The organism is Maricaulis sp. (assembly GCF_048270265.1).
GTDB lineage: Bacteria > Pseudomonadota > Alphaproteobacteria > Caulobacterales > Maricaulaceae > Maricaulis.
The window spans coordinates 1-26,154 of the sequence record NZ_JBLWTD010000030.1; the positions used below are offsets into that span (position 1 = coordinate 1).

Sequence of the window (26,154 nt, forward strand, 5' to 3'; positions counted from 1 at the left end):
CCGATGTCCTGGTGATCATCACCGAGTGGAACGAGTTCCGCGCCCTTGATCTCGACCGGATCAAGGCCGTGATGCGCGCGCCGGTGATTGTCGACCTGCGCAATATCTACTCACCGGAAGAAATGGCGGCCGCCGGCTTCGCCTATTCGAGTGTGGGCCGGCCAACGGCCTGAGGCCCGGCGCCGCAGTTTCGCGCCGCCGGGAGCATGCCGGCCGACCCGGGATCTTGATGCCGGGGTTTGCAGAATTGCGGCCATGCCATAGGTAGGTGCTCCAACCCGTCAGATGGATGCGCAGAATGAGCCAGATCCCCAAAGCAAGCCTGAAACCGAACACCTCCGCGTTCGAAAATGAAGCGCTGATCAAGCCGACCGGGTTCCGCGAATATGATGCGCGCTGGTGGTTCGGACATCCGGCCTCCGACGTCGCGCCGGACCTCAATCTCTATGGCGTGCAGGCGCTGGGGCTGGGTCTGGGGACGCTGATTCACGAGCTCGGCGTTGCGCCGAAAATCGCCGTCGGACATGATTTCCGCAGCTATTCGCTGAGCGTCAAACAGGCGCTGGAAGTCGGGCTGATGGATGCCGGCATCGAGGTCCATGATATCGGCCTGGCCCTGTCGCCAACGGCCTATTTCGCCCAGTTCGATCTCGACCTGCCCTGCGTTGCCATGGTCACCGCCAGCCATAATTCCAATGGCTGGACGGGAGTCAAAATGGGCGCGGAACGTCCGCTCACCTTCGGCCCCGATGAAATGTCCCGGCTCAAGGAAATCGTGCTCGGCGGGCTGGGCCAGTCCCGCGCGGGCGGTGCCTATGTCCGCGAAACCGGTGTGGCGGAACGCTATCTTGCCGATGTCGCCGAGGGCGCGCAGATCGCCCGGCCGCTCAAGGTGGTTGCGGCCTGCGGCAATGGCACGGCCGGCGCCTTCGCACCGCAGGCGTTGCGTGCGATGGGCGTCGAGGTGGTCGAGCTTGATTGCGAACTCGATCACAGCTTCCCGCGCTATAATCCCAATCCTGAAGACATGAAAATGCTGCACGCGATCCGCGATGCCGTGCTCGAGCACAAGGCCGATGTCGGCCTCGGTTTCGACGGCGATGGTGACCGTTGCGGTGTTGTCGACAATGAGGGCGAGGAAATCTTCGCCGACAAGATCGGCCTGATGCTGGCGCGCGACCTGGCGCCGCTGCATCCCAATTCGACTTTCGTGGTCGATGTGAAATCGACCGGCCTGTTCGCGATCGATCCGGTGCTGGCCGAGCATGGCTGCAAGACGGATTATTACAAGACCGGCCATTCCTACATCAAGCGCCGCTCGCGCGAGCTGGGCGCGCTGGCCGGCTTCGAGAAGTCCGGACATTTCTTCCTGCAGCCACCGATCGGCCGCGGCTATGATGACGGACTGGTCGCGGCGCGCGCCATCCTGCAAATGCTTGATCGCAATCCGGGCCGCTCCATGGCCGATCTGCGCCGGGCGCTGCCGGTCAGCTTCGGCTCGCCGACCATGTCACCGGCCTGCGGTGATGAGGTCAAATACGGGGTTGTCGAGCGGATCGTCGCCGATATCCAGGCGCGTCAGGCAGCGGGCGAAAAGGTCGCCGGCCGCAAGATCATCGACGTCAACAACGTCAATGGCGTCCGCTTCACCCTCGAGGGCGGGGCCTGGGGCCTGGTGCGGGCGAGTTCCAACACGCCCAACCTGGTCGTGGTCATCGAGAGCACCGAGTCGGCCGAGGATGTCGCCTCGGTATTCGCGGCCATCGAAGAGATTCTGTCCGCCTATCCTGAAGTCGGCGAGTTCGACCAGAAGCTCTGATCCCCGTTCCCGGCGGCCAAAATCAACGCTCGTGAAATTCGAGCGCGGCCGCCCGGACGGTGACGGAACCCGTGTATTCCCGTGAATAGCCATGATCGGCGCCAGCTTGGCTGGCGGCCGGGAGCAGTTCGACCAGGATGCTGCGTGTACCCGTGGGCAGGTCGAACGGAATGGTCAGGCGCAGATTGTCCCCTGTGAAGGTCTCGGACCAGTCGAGCGCCCTTGCATCGCGGCGGGCGATCACACGGCCGGCGGCACTGTCGACCAGGAAGTCATACTGCGTTCCGGCGGGGTCAACCGTGACCCGGATGACCGGCAGGCTGGCTCGTGGCCGGTCCAGCACGAATTCGAGCGTGGCTGAATTGGCATTCGGGTGCTGGTTCAAGATTGCCGCATCGATTTCGAAACGCGCCGTTTGATAGGAGTTCCCGGCGTTGTCACTGGCCAGCAAACCGGCGGCGGAGCCGTAGAGGCCGGCGCCTTGCCATCCGGCGGGGTCGAGCAGGGAGAGATCCGGCTCGATGGTCAGGGCCAGACCGGGGGCTGTCACCGGGATCGAGATTGCGCCTTCCGATCCGATGAAATTGCTGAATTGAGCGATGATGTTTTCGTCGCCACGCAGCGCTTCGCCGAGCCGTTCCGATCCGCGCCAGCTGAGATGGTCCCGGTCATAATAGGAGAACTGGCCGTCGATCACGCCCTGGCAAGTCGCCCCGTCGCAAAGATAGTCGTTGAAGTCGACATAGCTCGCGCCAAGCGACTCCGCTGTCATCCGGATGACAGCGTTGACCTCGTCTGCGACCCCGCGATCTACGGCAGACCTGTTGGCGCAGCGCAGGAACGGGAAATGCAACGCCTTGATCGGGCAGGTCGGGTCGGTTTGTGCCAGTTGCGGAATGCGCCCGATCACAAGGACGGCGGTACCATCTTCCGTCAGGGTTTCGATTGTTTCGCCCAAGGCACTGAGAAAGGCTTGTCCGTTGCGTGAGAGGTGGTTCTCCCAATTGGCGGCCAGGATGACGTGGTCGTAATTCGGCAGGATTTCGCGGACCATATCGACGGACGCCTCGCAGCTGTCGCTGAAGCGTGCCGCCGCGAAGCGGCCCGGATTGGCCAGGAGCGGTGGGCAGGAGGAAATCGAGACATTCCTGAAGCCGAAGCCCGCCTCATCGGCAATCTCGCGAACGGTGCCGACATAGTGTCCCGAGTTCGAGTCGCCCCACATCAGGACGGGCGGTTCCTCGGTGGCATTGATGCGGCAGGCTGGATCGGTCAGCATCGTGTCGCGAAGCATGAACCGCTGACAGACATAGCCAATATCGGTGGAACGCCCTGATTCCGCGAACATCTGCTCGACCTGCGCGACATAGGTGGAGTTGATGCGCCAGAGGCCGAAGCCGCCGGTTGCGAACACCGCCGCGGTGATGGCAGCGAGCAGTGCGGTGGGGACCGCGAAATAGACCGTGAAAATCCGCGAGAGCGGGGCCTTTGTCCGGCGCAGCGGTTGTTCGACCAGCCGGTAGGAGAGGATGGACGCCGCCACCATGACCACGAAACAGATGAGTTTCAGCTGCAGATCGAGATCACCGGCCAGATAGCGGGTGAAGGCCAGAACCGGCCAGTGCCAAAGATAGAGCGAGTAGGAGATCAGTCCGATCCAGACCGCCGGGCGGAAGGACAGGGCCTGGTTCACCAGCGAGCCGCCGACACTGCCGGTATAGATCAGCCCGACCGAGCCGAGGGTGACCGGGATGGCGAGGAAGCCGGGGAAGGTGTCGCCCTCATGGATGAAGACCAGGCTGCCGGCGATCAGGGCCAGCGAGACGAGGGCGAGGACCTCGCGCAGGAGGCGCGGCAGCTGGACGTCACGGTAGCGGTGCCGGACGACCAGGAGGCAGATCGCACCGGCGAGCAGCTGGCCGGCGCGCATGGGCAGCATGTAATAGGCGGTCATCGGTGCGGCCGGGGCCACCATTTGCGCGAGCACGAAGGAGGCGGCGGCCACGATGCCGAGCGCGATCAGGATGAAGCGGCCATAGCGCCGCGAGCCCCAGGCCGCCAGCACCAGTGGCCAGAGCAGGTAGAATTGCTCCTCGACGCCCAGCGTCCACAGATGCAGCAGTGGAATGGTGGTGGAATCGTCTGCGAAATAACCGGTATCGACCGAGAACAGGAAGTAGAAATTGGCCAGCGAGAGGGCCGAGAAGACCGAGGACAGCGTCAGGTCCTTGAAGTCCGCCGGCAGCATGATGGCCTGTCCGACCAGCAGGGTCACGAACAGCAGCGCAACCAGCGCGGGCACGATCCGCTTGATCCGGCGCTGATAGAAGCCGGCAATGCTGAAACTGCCCTTGGCGATGTCGGAAGTGATATTGCCGGTGATCAGGAAACCGGAAATCACGAAGAAGATATCGACGCCGATGAAGCCGCCGGGCACCCAGTGCTTGTCGATGTGGAACAGCACGACGGCCATCACGGCAATTGCGCGCAATCCGTCGATATCAGGCCGGTAGTTCGACGTGGTTCCGGAGTGCTGGTAGCTCATCAATCTGCTCTTCTGCTTGGAGACCAGGCCGCGTTATCGCAGCGGGTAGGGTGCGGGATCAGTGCGGAGTTTCCGCAGGGCTCAGGGTGTGACCTCGGGATAGGCCAGCGCCAGATCGGCCAGCACGATGCTGCCGGTCGCTGCGACGTTGTAGGAATTTTCCGATGCCAGGGCGGCGCCCGGGAGAATGTCGAGCCTGAGGGTGCTGGTGCCGGGCTGGAAGGGGATGGTCGCGGTCAGGGTAATCATGTCGCCCTCGACAGTCGCCGACCAGCTTTCCGGCTGCCCCCGGCGCAGGCCGAGGCTCTCGCCGCTTTCACTGGCGAGGAAGTCATAGCGGCCGTCCGGGCCGGTGGTGGTGATCCGCAAGACCATGCGGCTTGCATCGAGGCGCCGGAACACGCCGGTGAGTGTCAGCGAACGGGCATCGGAGGCCGGCAGGGCCGCCGCATCCAGTTCAACATAGCTCGACTGGTAGGCGGTGTCGGACTCGTCGCGGAACAGCAGGCCGGAACTGATCGAGGTCGCGCGTCCGTTCGACCAGAGGGCGGGGGCCATCAGATTGATGAGTGAGGGCCGTCCCTCGATCACCGCTCCGGCGGGGACGACGGGCATGTCCGTCGGGCTGATGGCGGCGATGGGCCGGAAGGCGTCGAGAATGGCGTCATCACCGACGACAAGGGCACCGAGGCGTTCCGATCCGCGTTCGCTCAGATGGCCGACATTGTAATAGGCCATCCGGCCCTCGAGCATGCCCCGGCAAATGCCGTCCTGGCAGAGATGGTCGTTGAAATCGACATAGCGCGCGCCCGCAGCTTCCGCCACTTCGCGGATCGCGGCGTTGACCCGGTCGGGCCGCGAGCGGTTGATGACGGCGCGGGCATCGCAATCCATGAAGCCCAGCCGCAGCCGCTTGCGCTCGCAATCATGGTCGACGGCCTGCAATTGCGGCAGGCGTCCGACCACCAGTACATCGACCCCGCGCGAGCGCAGCTCGGTGATCGTGGCGCCAACCTCGTTCAGGAAGCGGTCGCCCCACTGATTGAGATGGTTTTCCCAGTTCGCGGCCAGGATGACCGAGGGGTACTGGTCGAGCACTTCCAGCGTCGCCGCGATCGATTGGGCGCAACCGTCGGCGGTGCGTGGATTGGCGAATTCCGGGGCATGCTCCAGCAGGGGCGGGCAGGCCGAATGCGCGATATTGCGGAAGCCGAAACCGAGATGCTCCGCGATCTGGCGGATGGTGCCGACATAATGGCCGGCATTGGAGTCGCCCCAGAGCAGGGCTCTTGGCTCATCGATACTGTTGATGCGGCAGGCCGGCAGGGTGACATCGTCGTGGTCGAGATACGGCCCCTGGCAGATATAGCTCGCAGCGGTGCTGGGCATGTTGTCCCGCTCGAGCTGGGCGAGGCGTTGCACATAGCCGGCATTGAACTGCCAGACCCCGAAGCCATCCGTGGCGCGGATGCCGATGACGGCGAGCGCCAGGCAGGCGGTCGGCAGGAGGAAGTGGGTCATGAACACGCTTTTGAAGCTGGCACGGGTGCGGCGCAGCGGCCCCTCCACCCACTGGAAGGACATCCATGACAGCCCCACCATGACAAGGAAGGCCAGTCCCTGCTGCACCAGATTGAGTTCACCGGTGACATAGCGGGCAAAGGCGAGGACCGGCCAGTGCCACAGATAGAGCGAATAGGAGATCAGGCCGATCCAGACGAAGGGCCGGAAGGTGAGGGCGCGCGACAGGGAGGAGCCGCCAAGCGCTCCGGTCAGCAGCAGGCCGGCCGATCCAAGCGTCACCGGCACCGCGAGCAGGCCGGGGAAGAGCATGGTTTCGTCGATCCAGATGAGGCTGGCGACGATCAGGGCCATCGAGCCCCAGCCCATCGCCTCGCGGGCCCAGCCGGGTACGGGCGGGATCGTTTCCGGTTGGCGGATCAGGAAATAGCACAGGGCCCCGGCCAGCAGCTGACCGGCGCGGGTCGGCAGCATGTAGTAGGCGACCATGGGCGCTTCCGGCGCGATCAGCTGGGCGGCGATAAAGCTGGCGGCGGCGACCAGGAGGAGGACGCCGATCAGGACACGGTTGAAGCGGAAGGCACCGACGGCGGCCAGGGCGAGGGGCCAGAGCAGGTAGAATTGCTCCTCGACGCCCAGCGTCCACAGGTGCAGCAGCGGGTGCAGCGCGGAATCGTCGGCGAAATAGCCGGTGTCGATCGAGAACAGGAAATAGAAGTTGGCGACGGAGAGTTGTGAGGCCAGGGCGCTGAAGGCCAGGTCCATCATGTCTTCCGGCAGGAAGAGGAATTGTCCGACGATGAGGCAGGTCAGCAGGACGACCGAGAGCGCCGGCATGATCCGCCGGATCCGGCGCCGGTAGAATTCGGTGATCTTGAAAGTGCCGCGGGTGATTTCCTGCGCGATGTTTCCGGTGATCAGAAATCCGGAAATGACGAAGAAAATGTCGACGCCAATAAAGCCGCCCGGCACCCAGGCCTTGTCGATGTGAAACAGGACCACCGAAAGCACAGCCAGGGCGCGGAGCCCGTCAATGTCTGCCCGGTATCCTTCGCGGACTGTCGCGAGTAGCTTCATTTGCCGTTGCCCAGATGATAGTAGTGGAAAATCATGCGATGACAGCTTCATGATCATAGCTTGTTCATGAGCTTATGGACTGCCGGGTTTCACCGGTCAATGTGAGGCTCATCGCGAAAATCGGACGGCTATTGTTGGGGCAAGAGGTCGGCATTGGCAGAGTTTTCGCTGATATTTTTCCGCCATCAAAAGCGCACCGCGCCGGTCGCGCGTGCAGTCTCGCGCCGGCCTGGCAGGGGATAACGGATGCAGCTGCTCCTTCGACCTGACATGCCGCTGCAGGCTGCGCTGAGTGTTCGACTTCAGGTTGCGGGTCTGGCTTGATCGGGCTTGTGAGCATGCGGGTTAAGGTAACGAGCTTCGCCGCCAGGTGCCGGTCGGCCGCTCATCGGCAAAACGGAATGACGACGCGACCATGCAAAATCTTCTGACCCGTATTCTTGGGCTGCTGTCGCAGTGGGCGGGCTTCCGATCCGCCCTCCTCGCTTTTCTCGAAGGGCCGGACGGGCGCGTGGTTTTCGATGATGCGGTGACGGCGAACCCGAAACGGGCGGCCGCATTGCTGGCAAGGCCGGCGCTCTCCTCCCGGCTTGTGGATGAAGCGGGGCTTGCCGACGCCGTCCTCGCCCACACGTCTGACAAGGCACTGGTGCAGACGCTGCAGGGCCGGATGTCCGAAACCGGAAGCGCGGCGCCCGAGCTGGCGAGCCCCGGATTTGTCACCACGCTTGTGAACAGCCCGGGCTTCGTCGCCCAGCTCATGCGCCAGGCGGGCAATCCGGCGATGGTCGATGCCCTGCGTGCGCGCATGGAAGCAGACATGGCCTTCACCTGGCAGCTGGTGAGTGACCCCGTCCTGAAGAATTTGAGCGAGGCGAGCCGCTTCGACGCCATCGCGGCCGAGAGCCTGGCGCGGCCGGCTATGCGCGAGGCCGTCAAGGCCCGGCTGGCGAGCGACGCCGGCTACGCCCGTTCTGTGCTCACCCGCGAGCCATTGCTCGCACTGTCGGGTCATCCGATCTTCCTCGAGGTCGCCGCGAGCTGCATTGACGACCCGGTCATGCTCGATGCCATCGCACGGCGTGCCGAACATGACCCCGGCATCGCGCGGGAGATTGTGGGCCCCGCTGTCCTGCGCCACCTCGCCGACAGCGCCGGCTTCAACGCGTTTATCGCGGAACGCCTCGACCGCCCCGCGATGGTGAAAATGGTCGCCGACCGTCTGGCCGCCGACGCCTCATACCGCGCCGCGACGCTCGAACAGGGCGTGTATGACGCTGCCCGCGAGGACCGGCTATTCCTGGCGACGGTCGTGGACATGATCGGCACCGAGCCGGTCATTGACGCCATCCGGCAGGCCGCCAAAGTGGATCCGGCCTACGCCCGCGCCATCATTTCGCCGAAGGCCTTGGCGCTGATTTCGCGGGAGACGCTGTTCCTGAACGTCGCAGCCGGCGCGATTCGCGAACCGTCCATCATCGAGGCCGTGCGCCAGGCCGCGCAGGACGACGTGGATTATGCACGCTCGATCATGTCCGCCAGGGCGCTGGCGGCGATGTCCTCGGACCCTGCCTTCATCGAGCTGGCGGCCGGGCTCGTGCAGGAAGACCGCGTGGTCGATGCCATCCACACCACGCTTGACCTGGATGCCGACTACCGCGCGCGCATCATCGATCCGGGCATCCTGGAGCATATGCGCAATACCGCCGCCTTCCGGAAGCTGACGATCCAGGAGATCGGCAGCGACGAGCTGGTCAAGGCCATCCGGGCGGGGATCGAGAACGACGCCGACTTGCGCGCCCGGATCGTGTCCCGGACAACCCTCAAGGCGATGGCGGACACCCCGGTCTTCGCCGAACTCGCCGCAGGACGGATCGCCGCCGATCCCATTGTCGACGCGATCCGCAAGCGCCTGCAGGAGAATCACCGCTACCGCGACCGCGTGCTGGAGCCGGATATCCTGCGCGCCGCCACCGAGGGCGTGGGCCTCATCGCGCTGCTGTCCGATCGTCTCGAGGACGACCAGGTCATCACTCTCGTCCGCCAGGCGGTTGTCGAGCGGCCGGGTTTCCGGGACCGTCTGCTCGACGAGCCGGCCGCCGAGATCCTCGCGCACCATCGGGCTATCGAACGCCAGGCCGGCACGCTGGTCCGGCGGCCTGTCTTCCGGCAGGCGGTCTATGCCGCGCTGCTGGAGGATGCGAGCTATCGCCATGGCGTGCTGGACGAGGCTGTCCTGCGGGAATCCCGCGACACGATGGCCTTCGTTGCCGTTGCCGCCGGCTCAGTCCGGGCCACCGGGGTCCAGTCGGCGATCCGTCGTCTGATGACCAGCGATCCGGCCTATGCGCGCGAGCTGCTGACCGAAGCCATCATCGAATCCGTCGCCGATGACAAGATGGTGCTCAAGCCGGCCGCACGCCGCATCGCCAGCGAACCCCTGGTCGCGGCGGCAAAGCGGGCCCTGCACCATGACGACCGCTATGTCGCCCGCCTGCTGACCACGGAAGTGCTCAAGACCGTCGCCGACAAGGAGTCTTTCCTGAAGTCGGTCCCCAACCTGCTTCGTGTCGGGCGTTTCAGGGGCAGTGTGCAGGCAGCTCTGGGCGAGGAGCCGGCCCTTGCCGCGAAGCTGGCCGGCTCGCCGGCGATCCTGTCGAACCTGCTCGACCAGCCCTGGAAGGGGAAGGGCAAGCTGCTCGACTATACCGGGCGGGCCGCGCAGGTCTGGCGGTCGCTGGAGCAGCTGTATGGCAAGGAAAAGCTGGCGCAGATTGCCCGCGATGTGCCGCTGCCCGAACGCGGTTTCGGTCACGAGACCGACGTGCGCGACTACGTCCTGGACCGCTTGTGTGAGGGCGAGATCATGCAGCTGCCTCACGCCGAGATCCAGTTCATCGACCGCCGTTCACTCTGGACCCTGGTCAATGAAATCCTGATCGATGAGGAATACTACTTCCACAGCGACAAGACCGACCCGGTGATCATCGATTGCGGCGCCAATTTCGGCATGTCGACGACCTATTGGAAATTGCTCTATCCGGACGCGCACATCACCGCCTTCGAGCCGATCGAGGCCTATGCCGATCTGGTCCGGGCCAATGTCCGGCGCAATAATTTCCGCGATGTCGCCGTCCACACCGCGGCCCTCTCAAACCATGGCGGGCAGGAAACCTTCTTCGTTTCCGAGGACCATTCCATGGCCGGCTCGCTGACCGAGCGGCGCACCGCTTTCGGCGACACAATTCACGAAATCACGGTCGATACCGTGCGGCTCAGCGAATACATCACCGGACCGGTCGACTATCTCAAACTCGATATCGAAGGCGCCGAGCCCATGGTGCTGGCCGAAATCGAGGACAAGCTGAAATGGGTCGATCAGCTGACCATGGAATGGCATATCGACCCGGACAAGACCGCGGACGGGCTTTCCGAGGCGCTCAGCCTTCTTGAGCGGGCCGGGTTCGCCTACGGGGTTTCGAAGTCATACAACTACCTCCGGGCGACCTCCCACCGGCCGATTTCCCACATCGCAGGGGTCGGAACTTTCAATGTGTGGGCGATCAAACGCGAAAGCCTGGAACGCCTCCGGGGATAGCGCCTGCGCTGTATTCGACTGCGCAAATCCCGAGAATGGGCGTTCCCAATCGGGCAAAAATTGTTACAAGCAGTGGCATCGATCAACTAGCTGATCGGTCTTGAGCGCGGGTTGGCTCAAGTTTGTTTCCGGGAGTTTGAGATGTCCGACGTGAACCATGCCTGGCTTGGTGAGTATTTCAACAAGTACCAAGGCTTGATGTTCGATGAGCAAGTCTACGACAAGTTGCTGGAATTTCACAAACTCTGCTTGAGCGTCCGCGAGCGCGGCGGCAAGTTGATGTTTGCCGGCAATGGTGCCAGCGCCTCGATTTCATCGCACGGCGCCGTCGACTTCACCAAACAGGGTCGCGTCCGGGCTGTCGATTTCAACGAACCCAATCTGATCACCTGTTTCTCGAACGATTTCGGCTATGAAAACTGGATCGCCAAGGCGGTCGAGTTCTACAGCGACCCCAAGGACGTGCTGGTTCTGATTTCCGTCAGCGGAAAATCCCCGAACGCCGTCAAGGCCGCCGAATACGCCAAGTCGAAGGGCATTCCCGTCGTCGCATTCACCGGTTCCGGCGCGGACAATCCGCTGCGTGGCATGGCCGACATCGACTTCTGGGTCGAGAGCCGCGCCTACAATATCGTGGAGTGTATTCACATGGGCTGGCTCATGGCCGTCGTGGACATGCTGGTGGGCCGGGCCGAATATCCTGTGACCTGATACAACTCTAAACCCGTCATCGTATCTGTGATGCCGGGCGATTGAGGGGGGCGACTTGTTATCCTGGAGTTCGGATATTTCGCATCTGGAGCGGCTCGTGAGCTATCTCCGTGTGCGGCGCGCGCGAGCGCGCTATTTCGAGACGCTGCGTCTCGATCTCAGCAAGGGTTTCCCCTTTACGTCACGCGACCCGGGATATCAGGGCCGCATCGCCAGCCTGTGGAACAAGCACAAGGGCAAGCGCGGCTTTGTGATCGGCAATGGTCCGAGCCTTGGGCAGATGGATCTGTCCAAACTCAAGGATGAGGTCACGATCGGCTCCAACGGGATTTTCCTGAAGTTCGAGGAAATGGGTTTTCACACGACCTATTTCACGATGGAGGATATCCAGCAGGTTGAAGACCGGCGCCATCAGCTCTCGAAGGTGAAGGGGCCGACCAAGATCTACGGCCTGCACAACTCCTATGCGATCAAGGATGTCGATGAGGACACGCTGTTTGCGAATGTCGCGGTCGACAGCTACCCGACGAAGAATCGCTGGCGTGATCATTATCCGGGATTCTCCACGGACTTTGCCAATATCGTCTATCTCGGTTCGACGATCACCTACATCAATCTCCAGCTTGCCTTCTTCCTCGGGCTGAACCCGGTCTACATCATCGGGTGTGACCACAGCTACGGCCCGCTGGCGAAGGCCTATCCGCCGGGCAAGATCCGGATTACTCCCGAAGTCTATGAAATGCTGAAGGAAGCGCACTTCATCGACAATTATCACAAGATCGGTGGCACATTCGGCATCCCCTATGTGTCCTACCAGGAAGAGGCGTATCAGCGCGCGCTTGATGTGTTCCGCGAGTCCGGCCGTGAAGTGTTCAATGCCGGCGAGAATTCGAAGCTCGACATCTTCCCGCGCGTGAAATTTGATTCCCTGTTCTAGAATTCAAAGCGAGTTCCGATGCGAATCGTCCACCTGACCTACACTCTCCGCGGCGGCGCCGGCACGGCCCTGCGACGCCATCATGAGGCGCTGCGCGAAAAGGGCATCGATTCCCAGGTCGTGGTCGGCGAAGCGGTGAAGGGGGACTCGCCCTATATCCATTGCCTCAAGGACCTGGTCGAGGTTCCCGAGGCCAAGGCCCGCGCATTTGAGGCCCTGGCCCGCCGGCACCAGAAGCGCGACGGTACCGGCGACCTCTGGGCCAGCCCGGAGAGTTTCGGGCTCAAGGATACCGAGCTCGTGCGTTCGGCCGACATTTTCGAGGTGCGTCAGCTGCATGCCGGCGGTCACCGCCCGTTCTTCAATTTCCGCGCCTTGCGGGCCATCGCCCGCGAGAAGCCCGTGATCTGGCGCCTGTCGGACATGTGGGCCTTCACCGGCTATTGTGCCTATTCGCTCGATTGCGAGCGCTGGCGCGAGGGCTGCGGCCCCTGTCCCCAGCTCACGACCGAGCCCGGCAAGGCCGAATTGCGGCGCCCGGACCGGGACAATTCCGCCATCATGTGGAATGCCCGGCGCAAGGCCTTCAAGGGCGTGCCCTTCAATATGGTCTTCCCGTCCGAATGGCTGCTGGAACAGGCGCGCGTCAGCCTGCTCAAGGACGCTGCGTCCTTCACCCATATTCCCGTCGGTGTGGATCCGAGCGTCTTCCGGCCCGCCGCACGACAGGCGAACCGGGCGCGGCTTGGCATCTCCAAGACGAATTTCGTGATCTCCGCCGTGCTTTCAAACTCGAAGAACTACCGCAAGGCCTTCGACCTGTTCGCCGATGTGGTGGGACGGCTGCGCGAGCGCCAGCGCACGACGCTGGTCATCGTTGGCAATGTCGGTGATCTCGAGGGACATCCGGCCTTTGAGGGGCTGCAGATTGTCAGCCCCGGTTTTGTCGGCGACGAGGCCGAGCAGGCGGGCATTTTGTCGACGGGCGACGTCTTCCTCTTCCCGTCACGTTGTGACAATTCGGCCCAGGTCCTGCTTGAAGCCGGCGCCTGTGCCCTGCCGACCGTGTGTTTCGACGTCGGCGGCAATGCGGAATACGTCAAGGAAGGCGAGACCGGCCGGGTGATCGAGCCCTTCGACATGGTGGCCATGTCAGCTGCGGTGCAGGCCTATCGCGACGACCCGGTCCTGGCGAAAGCGCACGGCAAGGCCGCGCGCCGGTTCATGGATCAGGAGTGCTCGGTCAAGCTGCAGCGCCAGCGTTTCCAGAAGCTGTACGCGAGCGTGCTCGCGAACGCGGGGAAGTAGCCTCCGGCGTCGCCGACAGGTCACTCAGAGCCTCCGTTCCGGATTCGTCCGGCATCAATCCCGACTCTGCCAGGCAGTGCTTCAGCGTGGCAATGAAGGCCTCGTCTGACAGGCGGCGCTTGAAGTATTCCTGCGCCCGTTCGGCATACTCGTCATAATTCTGATCGAGTTCGTCGAAGGCCGCCACGAATGAATCGTAATTGTTCGGCTCATAGGTCAGACCCACGCGATTGGCTTCGGTCCGGAAGCCGCAGACGCCGTAGGACGGGAAGATCACCGGCTTGCCGAAGGACATGACCTGGCGCCAGACGCCACTGGTCCGGGCGTGGTCACGGTAGGCGAGCGGGATATAGTGGGCATCCCGGAACAGGCGGTCGATGAATTTCTGGGAGCCGCAATAGGTGCTGAATTCCAGCAGGCGGTCATCCTCGATCAGTTTTTCGCGGGCCCGGACCTCGCGCCAGTTCAGGACCTGATAGCCCGGCTTGATGCGCCCGAGGCGGACCAGGATGAGGTCCGGCCGGTCGGCCACGAGCCGGAGCAGGAAATCGAAGCCCTTGCGCACTTCGAGATCGCCGAACAGCAGGACGACTTTCTTGCCCTTGTGGCGGCCCTTCCATTGCTGGTAGCGGCCGGCAAGGCGCTTGTAGAGCGTGGTCTCTTCCTCGGTGAGAACTTCCTCCGGCTCGTAATGCCCAACCTCTTCGATCAGGTGGACCCGGCCGGTCTCGGTATGCCGCTGGGCATAGACATCGTCGGACGCCAGGATGCCGTCAAGATAGCCCGGCTCGACCAGCAGGTGTTCATAGATGACACCGCGCAGCCAGTGACGGCGGTCGTTGAGCTGCTTGAAGCGGCGCTCGCCGAGCGTGCGGCGGTACAGGTAGTCATAGCGGATGAAGACGCCGTAGGTATTGCCGATGAATTTCGGTTTCCCGGCCTGGCCCTGGGCGAGGAAAGTCTCGAGCATCGCATCGCCATCCATGAAGAAGGTCGCCGCGATATTCTCGTTCTTCTGGTACTCGACGATCATCTCGAGTTCTGATGCGGCGGCGGGCATCTGCTTGCGCAGGCTGACGACACGCACATTCTCGAGGTCGCGAATGCCCTTCATGCTTGGAGAGGTGAAGTCCTTCCAGGTCGCCTGGGTCGCGTCATGGAGCAGCCATTGCAGCGAGGTCGCATCCTGTTCGCCGCAATAGACGACATGGACCTCGAAGCCGAGCTTGTGCAGCGCATCGGCGAAGCGCGCGGCATAGAGGTGCCGGTGTCCGCCCAGATGGCTGGAATAGATCATGATGCGACGAGATGTGGGCGCGCTCGGGGCACTCTCGCTCACGCGGCCGTATTTGACCCGCAGCCCGAACGCAACGACCTTCGATATCAGGTCGTTGACCACATTCACATTCTCAAGATTCATACCGCTCACGACCAGATTTCCCCCGATACCGCCCCATACTACACATCCAGCCGAGGGTCAGCCAGAGGTGCGGTCGTTCGGCCCCCTGCCTTCGACACTGTTGGCCAGATACCATTGATAGGCATCGGCCAGCCCTTCGCGGAACCCGATCGAGGGCTCCCAGCCCAGATCACGCAACCGCGTGACATCAAGCAATTTGCGCGGCGTCCCGTCCGGCTTGGTTGTGTCCTTGCGCAAGCTGCCTTCAAAGCCCACCACATCCATGACCAGCTGGGCCAGCTCATCAATGCGGATATCCTCGCCGGTGCCGACATTCACATGCTCGTCGCCGGAATAGACTTTCAGCAAGGTCACGATCGCGTCGGCGCAATCATCGGCGTGCAGGAATTCCCGGCGCACCGAGCCGCTGCCCCAGATCTCCATCGAGTCGGCCTTGGCCAGCTTGGCTTCATGAGCCTTGCGGATCAGCGCCGGAATGACGTGCGAGGATTGCAGGTCATAATTGTCGAACGGGCCGTAGAGATTGGTCGGCATGGCCGAGATGAAGTCGCAGCCATGCTGGCGGCGATAGGCCTGGCACAATTTGATGCCGGCGATCTTGGCCAGCGCATACCATTCATTGGTCGGCTCGAGCGCGCCGGTCAGCAGCGCGCCTTCCTGGATCGGCTGTTCGGCGAATTTGGGATAGATGCAGGAGGATCCGAGCAGGATCAGCTTCTCGACACCGACACGGTGAGCCGCCTCGATGATGTTCGCCTCGATCATCAGATTGTCGTAGAGGAAGTCCGCAGGGTAGCGGTCATTGGCAAGAATGCCGCCGACCTTTGCCGCTGCGACGATGACCAGTTCCGGACGCGTCTCTTCCATCCACGCACGGGTGGCCTGCTGGTCGCGCAGATCAACGGACTTGCTGCCAACGGTCAGGAGCTCGCCGGGCGCTTCGCGTTCCAGGCGGCGAACCACAGCCGAGCCAACCATCCCGCGATGGCCGGCAACCCAGATCCGCTTGCCCGTCAGCGAGCAATGCGCCGGAGACCCGGACTCACTCAAACCGGTCATTTCGGTCACCTTCCAGCGCAACCGTCTTCAGGTCGGCCTGAACCATTTCCTGGACAAGGTCCTCGAAACTGGTGGTGTGGGTCCAGCCCAGTTTTTCGCGAGCCTTGGTCGGGTCGGCGAGCAGGAGTTCAACCTCGGCCGGGCGGAAATAGCGCTCATTGATGCGCACCAGGGTGCGGCCGGTCTCGGTGCAGACGCCGGTTTCGTCAATGCCCTCGCCACGCCATTCGATATTGACGCCGACATGGCCGAAGGCCTTCTCGACGAATTCGCGCACGGTGTGCATCTCGCCGGTACCGAGGACGAAATCGTCCGCGGTCTCGTTCTGGACGATCCGCCACATGCCCTCGACATAATCGCGGGCATGGCCCCAGTCGCGCTGGGCGTCGAGATTGCCGAGATAGAGGCAATCCTGGAATTTGAGTTTGATCGCCGCGACGGCGCGGGTGATTTTCCGGGTCACGAAAGTTTCGCCGCGGAGCGGGCTCTCGTGATTGAACAGGATGCCGTTCGAGGCGTGCATGCCATAGGATTCGCGGTAATTCACCGTGATCCAGTAGGCGTAGAGCTTGGCCGCGGCATAGGGGCTGCGCGGGTAGAAGGGGGTGGTTTCCGACTGGGGAATTTCCTGGACCTTGCCATAGAGTTCCGACGTGGAGGCCTGATAGAAACGCGTCTTGGATTCCATGCCGAGGATGCGGATGGCTTCCAGGATGCGCAGCGCGCCCATGGCGTCGGAATTGGCGGTGTATTCCGGGGTCTCGAAGCTGACCTGGACGTGGGACTGGGCGCCGAGATTATAGATCTCGTCAGGCTCGGTCTGCTGCACCAGGCGGATCAGATTGGTTGCGTCGGTCAGGTCACCATAATGCAGGTGCAGGCGCTGATCCTTGGCGAAGGGGTCGGAATAAATGTCGTCAATCCGTCCGGTATTGAAGGAGGATGAGCGACGCTTGACGCCATGGACCATATAGCCCTTGTCGAGAAGCAGGCGCGCAAGGTATGCGCCGTCCTGGCCGGTAATGCCGGTGATCAGCGCTACTTTTTTGCCCATTGTTTCCCCCTGGAACCAATCGCGCGACCTGCCAGTGCATCGAGAGGCCCTGTCAGCCTCCCGTTCCGCATGCCAGATCGCACGATGAAAGATGTGGCGGACCGTCTAAGAAACTTGGCGGCGTCACGCAACCCCTTATCTCAATAGGTGTGCCCATATTTTTGCGCGCCAGGGCTGCGGTTTTCTCCCGCGGGCACGACAATTTGCCAGCTCGCCTTCGTCCGGTCGCCGGAGGCGGCAATCGGGTGCCCGGGCGGGTTTTGCCGCGAACGCGTGCTGGCGTGTGAAGCTGAGAAGATATATAGGCCCCTTCAGGCAGGGTATGTATACAAATTCGCCGCCGGGAACCCGGCAATATCAGGGGGCTATGGCTTCAGGCCGGCCACATCCATCGAAACCGGTCTCGCGCATTTCGCGGACGGGTTGCTCCGGTGCCGGCGCAGGGTTGCCGATGCCGCGTAACCAGCAATAGGTGCACTTTGGGTCAACCGGCCATTCAACTTGTGAGGCGCGATATCCGCGCACAATATGCCGGATCGGGGCTCGGTCTCTTCTGGGCCCTGCTGGAACCGCTCATCCTGGCGGGGGCGTTCATCTTCCTGCGCCATTCCGGCATGATCACGATCGGCGACATAACGCTGCCCTACGCGGTCTATGCGGTCACCAGCCTGATGGTGTGGCAGACCTGTGTCGACGGCATCAATGGCGGCCTCAATTCGATCACCCGGATGCGGCCCTTGCTGAAGACGACCCAAGTGTCTGCGGGCTCTGTGGTCTGGGTGGTTGTCCTGACGTCCTGTTTCTTCCACCTCTTCCGGCTCGTTGTCGCGCTCGGGGTGGCCATCGCCTTCGGCATTCACGACCCGGTCAATCTGCTCGGCTATGCTGTCCTGTCATTCCTGGCGCCGTTGTTCGGGGTCGCGATCGGTCTGTTGCTGGCGCCCTTTGCGGAGCTTTACCGGGACCTCAAGATCCTGGTCTCCTCTGCCCTGCGCCCCCTGCTGTTCGTGTCCGGCGTCATCATCCCCATCCCGGCCCAGTTCGGCTTTCTCGGTATCTACAATCCGATCGCCGTGGCCATTTCCACCGCCCGTGACGCGCTTGTCGGCGTGGGGCGGGTGGACTACGCTCTTGCCGGGCTTTGGCTCGTCATCATGATCATCGTGTTCGCAGTCGCGCTCTTTGTCTTCCGGCGCACACTCAGAATTGTCCTGTGAGATCCTCCCGATATGCCGATCATTTCTGCAACTGGAATATCCAAGAAGTATTCCCTTCGCGACCAGCAAACACGCCGCCGGGGCCTGGGCGCCCTGTTCCGCGAGATCGTCGGCCCGACTGAGGGCGATTCGGCCTCGGTCGGCCTTTCCGAGGGCGAGTTCTGGGCCCTGCGCGATGTCGATCTGTCGGTATCCGACGGCGACACGCTGGGTGTCATCGGCCTCAATGGCGCCGGCAAGACGACGCTGATGAGCCTGCTGGCCGGGGTGATCAAGCCGGACACGGGCAGTGTTGTCCATAATGGCGATGTCCAGGCTGTGCTGAGCCTTGGGGCCGGCATCAACCAGAAACTGACCGGCCGCCAGAATGCCGAGAGCGGCGTCGCGCTGCGGGCGAGCTCGAACGAGCAGCGTGAGGAAATGATCGCGCGGATCGAGGAGTTTTCAGAACTCGGCGAATTCTTCGACAGCCCGGTTGGCTATTATTCCAGCGGCATGAAGGCGCGGCTTGGTTTTGCCATCTGCATCAGCGCCACGCCGCAGGCAATCCTGATCGATGAGGCGCTCTCCGTGGGCGACGCGTCGTTCAAGCAGAAATGCCTGCTCTATCTCGAGCAATTGCGCCGCCGCGGGGTCGGCATGGTCATGGTGTCCCATTCCATGACCTCGATCCGCCAGTTCTGCGATTCCGCAATCTGGGTCCATGATGGTCAGATCCGCGCGCGCGGCCCAAGTGGCGAGGTCGTGCATGAATATCTCCAGTTTGTGGAGCAAAGGCAGACCAGTTCGCTGGCCACGCCGGCGCCTGCACGGGACGGGAGTTCGGCGCCGATTGCCCGGAGCGGGGTGCGAGCCGAGCCGTCGGGCAGCAAGATCAAGAGCGTCATGGGTACGACCTTCAACGCCGTGGACCGCCGGCCGGCCGTGCGGGCGCTCGGTCCGGTCGAGCGTGAATTGCATCTCTCGGGGCAGCCCGGCGAGTGGACCCGGCCGGATATCACCGCGACCGAGGTCAATGAATTGTACGGGCGGCAACGCCCCGAGCCCGGGGTCGAGGAGTTCGCCGCCGTGCTGCTGGTCAATGGCCAGCCCACCAACGAAGTGCGGCCGCACGAGAGCATGGAGATCGAGTATCGCTTCAAGCTTTCCGAGCCGGCCGGCAATCTCAATGTCTCGCTCGTCTTTCACAAGGAAGGCAGTGGCCGGCTCGCGACGATCTCGACGCTGAACCAGGATCTCCTCAAGGGCCAGGATGCGGCCGGCGTGGTGCATTGCCGGGTCCGCATTCCGGACATGGTCCTGGCGCCGGGCAATTATGTCGTCACAATCTCGATCCATGACGGCAAGCCCTATCTGTGGCGGGACGTGATCCTGACCTTCCGCGTCCGGACCTCCGAATTGCTCACCTGGGGCGATATCAATCTGCCTTACAGTTATGAGGTCTATTCGGCCGTCGACGAAGCCGATGTCGAATAGGGCAATCGCCAGGCCAGCGCGCCGACCGGGGAGGCGTTGGTGAAACTGCTCGTGATGTCGCATGCCGCCGACCGGACCGGTGCGCCCAGGAGCGCACTCCTGCTGGCGCGGGAATGGGTCGCGATGGGGCTGGATGTCGAAATCCTGCTGCGCCGCGATGGTGTGTTGAGGCCCGAGTTCGAAGCCGTGGCGCCGACTGCGATCTATCGCCGGCGAGCCGAAATCGGCCTGGCCGATGCTGCGTCCATCCTGCGCGATTACGATGCGGGCATGGCGCTGAAGTGCCTGCGCAATCCGGACAGGCCCTATTGTCTCTCCCGCGCCGGGCGGCGGGATGCCGGCGCTCTGGCGGAGCGCTACCGTGCCTGGGGGGCGCAGGCGGTCTACGCCAACACATCGCACTGCGCCGACATGATCGAGCAATTGGGCCTCGACCTTCCGGTTCTGACCCATGTGCGGGAGATGGCGCCCAGCCTCAGGGCGCTGGATCGCCGCAGGCGCGAATATCTGCTCAAGGGCGATGGCCCGGTGCTGGCAGTCTCCGGCCGTGGCCGCGCCGACCTGGCCGCTCTCGGCGTGGCGCCATCGCGTCTCGGCGTTGAGCCGCCGGCCGCAGAGGTGCCAGACCTGGCAGCGCTCGCCCGGCAAGCCGGCCGCGTCGAACAGGAATTCGGCCTGGCGCCCGGCGACCGTCTGATCGTCGGGGCTGGCACGGTCGGTCCGCGCAAGGGGCCGGACCTGTTTATCGAAGCCATGAAACGCGCGCTTGAAAAGCCGCCGGTTGCCGGGCGCGTCGCGGGCCTGTGGCTGGGCGAGGGCGAGTGGCTGGACGACTGCCGCAGCCGCATCGCCGGTGCCGGGCTGGACGCGGCGATCAGTTTCCCGGGGGCGGTGCCGGATCTCGCGCCCGTCCTGCACCGCGCCGATCTGCTGTTATGCACCTCGCGCGAGGACCCCTATCCGCGTGTGGTCATCGAGGCCGCCCTGGCCGGGACGCCCAGCATCGCCTTCGCGGCCACCGGCGGGGCCGAGGAATTCATCACGCAGTTCGATGCCGGCTGGCTTGTGCCCGCCTTTGATGTCGATGCCATGGCCGCCGCAATCGGCACCGCGCTCGAGCGGCCGCGGGGCTGCGATGCCGGCCTTGCCGCGCGCGTGGCCGCCGAGCGGTCGGTTGACCGGAGTGCCCGGCGCATCTTCGAGCGGCTGCAGACGCTGACGGGAGAGGCAAATGCCACGCTTGCTGATTCATAAGACACCGGACACGCTGGCCAGTGCCGCCGCTGACGAGATTGTCAGGGCTGTGAACCGGCATGGGGGCCGATGCTTCAATCTGGCGCTGTCGGGCGGATCGACGCCGCCGCTGATCTTTCGCCGGCTGCGCCGCTTGCTCGGACGCCGTCTGCCCGCAGACCGTCTGCGACTGTTCTGGATCGATGAGCGCTGTGTGCCGATCGGCCACCCTGACAGCAATGCCGGCAGTGCCCGCCGCCATCTCGGCCGGATCTGGAACGGTGCAGATGTCCGCGCGATGCCGGGCGCTGTCGAGCCGCAGGCCGGGGCGGAGGCCTATGCCCGGCGGCTGGCCTATTTCGGGGGTGTTCATGCCTTCGACATGGCGCTGGTCGGGCTGGGCCCTGACGGTCATGTCGCCTCGCTCTTCCCCGGCTCCGACGCGCTTGATGCATCCGGCACAGTGACGGTTGGCCAGTCGCCACGCGGGGATCACCGCTTGTCGGTGACGCTCGACGTCTTGCGGGCGACGCGCTCCCTGCTGGTGGTGGCTTGTGGTGAATCCAAGGCCTGGGCGGTGCGCGAAGCCCTGTCCGGAGGCGCGGTTTCACCTTTTGCGCGTGCCTGTTCCGGCCGGCCGCGGGTCCAGATTCATGTCGATGCTGCCTGTGCCCGGGCATTGGGCGGGCGCGGTTCGTGAATCGCAAGCTGCGACAGTGAATTGAGCCGTCAACAGCCTCTCCGGTCGATTGATCATTGAGGCCTAAACAGATATTCTTTCGCCTGAATCAATCAATTGGAGAATTCGAATGGCTAGCACGGGGGGCGTCAAGAACTATTATGTGTTCACGACACACAAGGCGGCGTCGAGATTTATTGATGCCCTGATGAGGGATATCGCAATCGGGACTGGATTGGAGCTGCACGCTCCCAAGCATCCGGGCTTCCCGAGAGAGAAAGAACTCGAGCGCGACCCAAGCAAGCTGCAAGTAACCGGTTTGATCGGGACGCTGCGGTACGCGTTCATGCCACTCGACTGGCAGGACTCGCAGATCACGCTGCACCTGCGCGACCCGCGCGACGTGCTCGTTTCCCTGTACTTCTCCCACAAATATTCTCACCGCCGGAGCAATGAGGGCTTCAACCCTTCCTCTGACTCTTTGAATGAGTTGGACAAGGGGATTGATAACTACGTTATGTTCCGCGCGCCCCAGTATCTGGAGCGGTACAACTTCTATATCGACAATATGCTGGGCAAGGAGAATGTGACCTTCTCCCGCTATGAGGACATGGTCATGGACTTCGAGGGCTGGCTGCCCCGTTTCCTCGAGCCCTATTCCCTGCGCAACCGCAAGGGCTTCATTGCCAAGCAGATGAAGAAGCGCGCGGCGCAGTTCGAGCTCGACGGCAGCGAAGATGTCACGGCGCACAAGCGCAAGGCCTTGCCGGGCGACCACAAGGAGAAGCTGGAGCCGGCCACGATCGAGGCGCTGAACAAGATGTTCGCGGGACCGCTCGCCAGCCTGCAATACGAAGTCTGAGGGGCTCTGCGTCTGGCTCGCTGCCGGCGCCTGGACCTGAAATGAGCGCGCACCCCGGCCGGCCTTGTGCCGGGCCGGGGTGCGGCTTCGCTCGACCGGACCACCATGGGGGATACAGATGAGCGTTGATGGCGAATACCTTTACCTTTTCAACCACATTCCAAAGACTGCGGGTACGGCGTTCAAGAAATTCATCCTGAAGAATGTGGGTGAAGAGCGTTTCCTGGACATTATTCATCCGGACAAGGCGAAGATCGACGAGACCCTGGCGGTGACGAACACCGCCGAGTTGAGCTGGATCTGCGCCAATTTTCACAAGAACCAGATCGAGGGTCTGCGCCAGTCCGATGGCCGCGCCCTGAAGATCGTCACCATGCTCCGGCATCCGGTGCAGCGCGGCATGTCCCTGTACCGCTTTGTCCGGAACAAGAAATCGCATGCGCTGTACGAGACCATCTCCCGGATGGATATCCTGGATTTTGCCCGTGACGATGCCCTCGACCGGCAATTGTCGGAATATTACACGCGGCGTTTTGGTGGCGGTTCGCTCGAGGCGGCGACGGCCTTCCTCGAGCGCGACAAGCTTGTGGTCGGGATCACCGAAGAGATGGACCACACCATGACGGCGATCGGCCAGGCGACGGGTTTTGCTCAGCTGGAAGTTCCGCGCGCGAATGTTTCGAAGGAATTTTCCGACTTCAACGTGGATGATGATCGCGTCGCAGAGGCGACACGGATTCTGACCGAGAAAAACAAGCTGGATGTTGAGCTGTATGACCGCTTCAGGGATGCCCTGTTGTCGTCTGTAGTTTCATAACAAATCTGGAAGCCGGCATCGCGCCGAAGCGGTTTTAGCGGCGCCGGGCCCGGCATTTTTGCCATGATTCCTGTTGATTTCAGGCGTGATTGCGCTAATCACTCCGGATCGTCCCTGAACATGAAATTTTGTCCTGAGAAAGGAAGATTATGAGCCTCGAAACAAACGGTCTGGGTTGCCCGGAAGCGGTCGCCTACGCATTGATGCTTCACCTTGCTGCCGTTGAAGGTGTGTCGCTGGCCGGTGGTGAAAACTCCGCCAGCAAGAAGTGGATCATGAATACCTATGCCAAGTGTCTCGAGCTTGTGAAGCAGCAGCCTGCCTCCTGACATATGGTCTCGACGACTTGAATTGTCCTTGTCGACAAGGGCGGCGAGCGTCTGACTGACAACGAGTTTGCGTTGATTTTTCCACGACTTTGCCCGGGTGAAGTGTTCCAGTGACCATCATTGCCATGATCCCGGCCCGGATGGGCAGCCAGCGGCTCAAGAAGAAAAACCTTGCGCCGCTGGCCGGAATCCCGCTGATCCGCCGTGCGGTTCGGCGCTGCCAGACGGCCGGTTGTTTCGACCGGATCGTCGTCAATTCAGAAAATGTCGAATTTCGCGAGCACGCGCTCGCCGAGGGTGCCGAATTTCACGAACGCCCTGACTGGCTCGGCGGACACGATGCCACCAGCGAAGACTTTGTGGGCGAATTCATGCGGGCCCATCCGTGTGAGCGTGTCTACCAGGTCCATTCGATCGCGCCACTCGCTTCGGCCGAGCATATCCGCCGCTTCGTCGAATATGCCGAGGGCGGCGAGCTGGACACCGTCCTGAGCTGTGTCGAGGAACAGATCGAATGCGCGATGGGCGGCGAGCCCGTCAATTTCAACTTTGACGCCAAGACCAACTCCCAGGAATTGCCGCCACTGCAGCGGATTACCTGGAGTCTGACCAGCTGGACGCCGTCGGTTTTCCTCGAGGCCCAGGATGCGGGGCGCTGTGCCACCTATGCCGGCCGCGTGGGGATTATGCCCTTGGATCGCTGGTCCGGGCATGTCATCAAGACGCAAGAAGACTTGGATATCGCGGAAGCCCTGCTGAGCCATCTCGGAGACGGCCCGCAATTCGGTGGCTGAACGGGCGATCGTCCGACGCGTCACATTCCGGAAGGACAGGATAATGGTGTTGAAGATCGGGGTCGTCGGATTCGGCAAGATGGGGCGAATCCGCAAGGCGACGCTTGATGCACGCAGCGATGCGCGCGTCGTGGCGCTGGCCGATCCCTATGCCGACATGTCGGACCAGCCGGACATGATCCGGCACACGGACTGGGAAAAACTGCTCGAGGAGGACATTGATGCGGTCGTAATCAGCTGCACCAATGAGCTGATTCCCACTGTTGCCGTCGCGGCCTTGGCCAAGGGCATTCACGTCTTTTGCGAGAAGCCGCCGGGCCGCAATCCGCAGGATGTCTACCGCATCCGCGAAGCCTCGCAGCAACGCCCGGACCTGACGGTGAAGTTCGGTTTCAACCACCGCTATCATGAATCCGTCGAACAGGCGCGGCGTCTGGTCTCCTCGCAGAGCCTCGGCAAGATCCTGTGGATGCGCGGTGTCTACGGCAAGGCCGGCGGACCGGAATTCGACAAGAACTGGCGCAATGTGCCGAGCCGCTCCGGTGGCGGTATCCTGCTCGACCAGGGCATTCACATGATCGACCTGTTCCACGACTTCTGTGGAACCTTCAGCGAAGTGAAGAGCTTCGTCACCAGCCAGTACTGGAACATTCCGGTCGAGGACAATGCCTTCGCCCTGTTGCGCAACGACCAGGGCCAGGTCGGCGTTATCCACTCTTCGGCGACGCAGTGGCGCCATACATTCCGGCTCGAGATCTTCCTTGAAAAAGGCTTCCTGACCCTGGAGGGAATCCTCTCCTCGACCATGAGCTATGGCAAGGAAACCCTGATCGTGGCGCGCAACACGATGGACGAGAACGGCTATCCGCTGCCCAACCCCGAGGAGGTGATCAGCTTCTTCGCCGATGACCGCTCCTGGGAAAAGGAAATGACCGAATTCGTCACCTGCGCCCTGGCCGGCGAACCGGTGCGGATCGGCACCGTGGAACAGGCCGTCGATGCCATGGAAACGGTTTTCGCCATTTATGGCGCTGACAATAGCTGGACCCAGTCTGACGAAAGTGAGCAATCGGCATGAAAACCTCGGTCCTGATTGACGAAATGCGCCTCGCCGAAGTCCGTCCGGACCAGGTCTCGAAACGCTACGAGGAATTGCGCCGGGCCGAAGCCGCGCATCTGCTGCAGAACCCGTCGACGCGCTGGGTCGGCCGCGCCAATCCAACCCGCAGCTGCAAGCCGGAACCGGCCTTCATGTCTGACGGGCTCAGCTTTCATCATTGTCCCGACAGCGGCTCCCTCTTCGCCTCGCCCGTGCCGGTGCAGGACGAACTCGACCGTCTGGCCCGTGATGGCGAGGCTGCGCGCTGGCGCCGCGACTATTTCGGTCACCGCTTCTCGGAAAAACAGCGCCAGTCGATCCACGCGCCCATCGTGCGCTGGGCCCAGGAAGTCATCGACGAGTACGGGCTTGAAGCCCCGCGCACCGCGCTGGTGGGCAATGACGAGACCGGTCTGGCCACCTCACTCAGCGCCATGGGCCGGCTCGGCGAGATGGTGCTGACCGAGCGCGTCTCCGGTCAGCCTGCGCCCGAGGGCACAGTGGAGACACCCGTTTCCGAACTCGGTGCCGCCTCCTTCGATCTCGTCTTCGACATGGGTTCGCTGGAACGGGTTTCCGATCCGGAACGCCGCTTTGCC

Annotated in this window: 21 protein-coding genes; 16 read left to right on the forward strand and 5 right to left on the reverse strand. The window is 62.8% G+C overall.

The window, feature by feature from the left end:
- Both ACN0YF_RS13175 and ACN0YF_RS13180 read left to right on the forward strand, forming a co-directional pair.
- The coding region (locus tag ACN0YF_RS13175) for a UDP binding domain-containing protein (RefSeq protein ID WP_417494756.1) at positions 1-173 on the forward strand (173 nt) is incomplete at its 5' end.
- Positions 174-298: 125 nt separating this feature from the next.
- The gene (locus ACN0YF_RS13180; protein ID WP_417494736.1) at positions 299-1,819 is read left to right on the forward strand and encodes a phosphomannomutase/phosphoglucomutase; all 1,521 of its coding nucleotides are present in this window, start codon (positions 299-301) and stop codon (positions 1,817-1,819) included.
- Between the two features lie 22 nt (positions 1,820-1,841).
- Here ACN0YF_RS13180 and ACN0YF_RS13185 read toward each other — a convergent pair whose 3' ends face one another.
- Positions 1,842-4,364, reverse strand: a complete 2,523-nt coding sequence (locus ACN0YF_RS13185) for an acyltransferase family protein (RefSeq protein WP_417494737.1) — start codon at positions 4,362-4,364, stop codon at positions 1,842-1,844.
- Between the two features lie 81 nt (positions 4,365-4,445).
- Complete coding sequence (locus ACN0YF_RS13190) at positions 4,446-6,962, reverse strand: acyltransferase family protein (protein ID WP_417494738.1); 2,517 nt, start codon at positions 6,960-6,962, stop codon at positions 4,446-4,448.
- 415 nt (positions 6,963-7,377) lie between these two features.
- Here ACN0YF_RS13190 and ACN0YF_RS13195 point away from each other — a divergent pair, with 415 nt between their 5' ends.
- The 4 genes from ACN0YF_RS13195 (at position 7,378) to ACN0YF_RS13210 (ending at position 13,516) form a co-directional block, all read left to right on the forward strand.
- The gene (locus ACN0YF_RS13195) at positions 7,378-10,560 is read left to right on the forward strand and encodes an FkbM family methyltransferase (protein ID WP_417494739.1); all 3,183 of its coding nucleotides are present in this window, start codon (positions 7,378-7,380) and stop codon (positions 10,558-10,560) included.
- Positions 10,561-10,701: 141 nt separating this feature from the next.
- Positions 10,702-11,271 carry a D-sedoheptulose-7-phosphate isomerase gene (locus tag ACN0YF_RS13200; protein WP_417494740.1) on the forward strand — a complete coding sequence of 190 codons (570 nt, stop codon included), beginning with the start codon at positions 10,702-10,704 and terminating at the stop codon, positions 11,269-11,271.
- Between the two features lie 97 nt (positions 11,272-11,368).
- Positions 11,369-12,208 carry a 6-hydroxymethylpterin diphosphokinase MptE-like protein gene (locus tag ACN0YF_RS13205; protein WP_417494741.1) on the forward strand — a complete coding sequence of 280 codons (840 nt, stop codon included), beginning with the start codon at positions 11,369-11,371 and terminating at the stop codon, positions 12,206-12,208.
- A gap of 18 nt (positions 12,209-12,226) precedes the next feature.
- Entirely contained in the window at positions 12,227-13,516 is a 1,290-nt protein-coding gene (locus ACN0YF_RS13210) for a glycosyltransferase (protein WP_417494742.1), read from the forward strand.
- Here ACN0YF_RS13210 and ACN0YF_RS13215 read toward each other — a convergent pair.
- From ACN0YF_RS13215 to gmd, 3 genes are read right to left on the reverse strand one after another with little or no spacing between them, the layout of a single operon-like run.
- Positions 13,452-14,945: a hypothetical protein gene (locus tag ACN0YF_RS13215; protein ID WP_417494743.1), complete on the reverse strand. Its 1,494-nt coding sequence runs from the start codon at positions 14,943-14,945 to the stop codon at positions 13,452-13,454. The two genes, ACN0YF_RS13210 and ACN0YF_RS13215, sit on opposite strands and share 65 nt — an antisense overlap.
- Positions 14,946-14,993: 48 nt before the next feature.
- Entirely contained in the window at positions 14,994-15,995 is a 1,002-nt protein-coding gene (fcl, locus tag ACN0YF_RS13220; RefSeq protein WP_417494744.1) for a GDP-L-fucose synthase, read from the reverse strand.
- Positions 15,979-17,049, reverse strand: coding sequence for a GDP-mannose 4,6-dehydratase (gene gmd / locus ACN0YF_RS13225; RefSeq protein WP_417494745.1), 1,071 nt, complete (start codon positions 17,047-17,049; stop codon positions 15,979-15,981). Before gmd ends, fcl begins: the two co-directional genes overlap by 17 nt.
- Before the next feature lie 503 nt (positions 17,050-17,552).
- On the opposite strand from gmd, the gene ACN0YF_RS13230 reads away from it, so the two are divergent.
- From ACN0YF_RS13230 to ACN0YF_RS13275, 10 genes are all read left to right on the forward strand, one after another.
- Positions 17,553-18,266 (forward strand): ABC transporter permease, encoded by a 714-nt coding sequence (locus tag ACN0YF_RS13230; protein WP_417494746.1) that lies wholly within the window; start codon positions 17,553-17,555, stop codon positions 18,264-18,266.
- 12 nt (positions 18,267-18,278) lie between these two features.
- Entirely contained in the window at positions 18,279-19,742 is a 1,464-nt protein-coding gene (locus tag ACN0YF_RS13235; protein WP_417494747.1) for an ABC transporter ATP-binding protein, read from the forward strand.
- A 39-nt stretch (positions 19,743-19,781) separates the two neighbouring features.
- Positions 19,782-20,996 carry a glycosyltransferase gene (locus ACN0YF_RS13240; protein WP_417494748.1) on the forward strand — a complete coding sequence of 405 codons (1,215 nt, stop codon included), beginning with the start codon at positions 19,782-19,784 and terminating at the stop codon, positions 20,994-20,996.
- Positions 20,974-21,675, forward strand: a complete 702-nt coding sequence (gene pgl, locus ACN0YF_RS13245) for a 6-phosphogluconolactonase (RefSeq protein ID WP_417494749.1) — start codon at positions 20,974-20,976, stop codon at positions 21,673-21,675. The genes ACN0YF_RS13240 and pgl overlap by 23 nt, the downstream gene beginning before the upstream one ends.
- A gap of 187 nt (positions 21,676-21,862) precedes the next feature.
- Positions 21,863-22,516 carry a sulfotransferase domain-containing protein gene (locus ACN0YF_RS13250; protein ID WP_417494750.1) on the forward strand — a complete coding sequence of 218 codons (654 nt, stop codon included), beginning with the start codon at positions 21,863-21,865 and terminating at the stop codon, positions 22,514-22,516.
- 118 nt (positions 22,517-22,634) lie between these two features.
- A complete protein-coding gene (locus tag ACN0YF_RS13255; RefSeq protein ID WP_417494751.1) occupies positions 22,635-23,333 on the forward strand; it encodes a sulfotransferase family 2 domain-containing protein in 699 nt (232 codons plus the stop codon).
- A gap of 149 nt (positions 23,334-23,482) precedes the next feature.
- The gene (locus ACN0YF_RS13260; protein WP_417494752.1) at positions 23,483-23,662 is read left to right on the forward strand and encodes a hypothetical protein; all 180 of its coding nucleotides are present in this window, start codon (positions 23,483-23,485) and stop codon (positions 23,660-23,662) included.
- 110 nt (positions 23,663-23,772) lie between these two features.
- Positions 23,773-24,456 (forward strand): cytidylyltransferase domain-containing protein, encoded by a 684-nt coding sequence (locus tag ACN0YF_RS13265; RefSeq protein ID WP_417494753.1) that lies wholly within the window; start codon positions 23,773-23,775, stop codon positions 24,454-24,456.
- Between the two features lie 43 nt (positions 24,457-24,499).
- Positions 24,500-25,534 (forward strand): Gfo/Idh/MocA family protein, encoded by a 1,035-nt coding sequence (locus ACN0YF_RS13270; RefSeq protein ID WP_417494754.1) that lies wholly within the window; start codon positions 24,500-24,502, stop codon positions 25,532-25,534.
- Positions 25,531-26,154 (forward strand): hypothetical protein (locus ACN0YF_RS13275; RefSeq protein ID WP_417494755.1); only part of this gene is annotated, 624 nt, incomplete at its 3' end. The genes ACN0YF_RS13270 and ACN0YF_RS13275, both read left to right, overlap by 4 nt.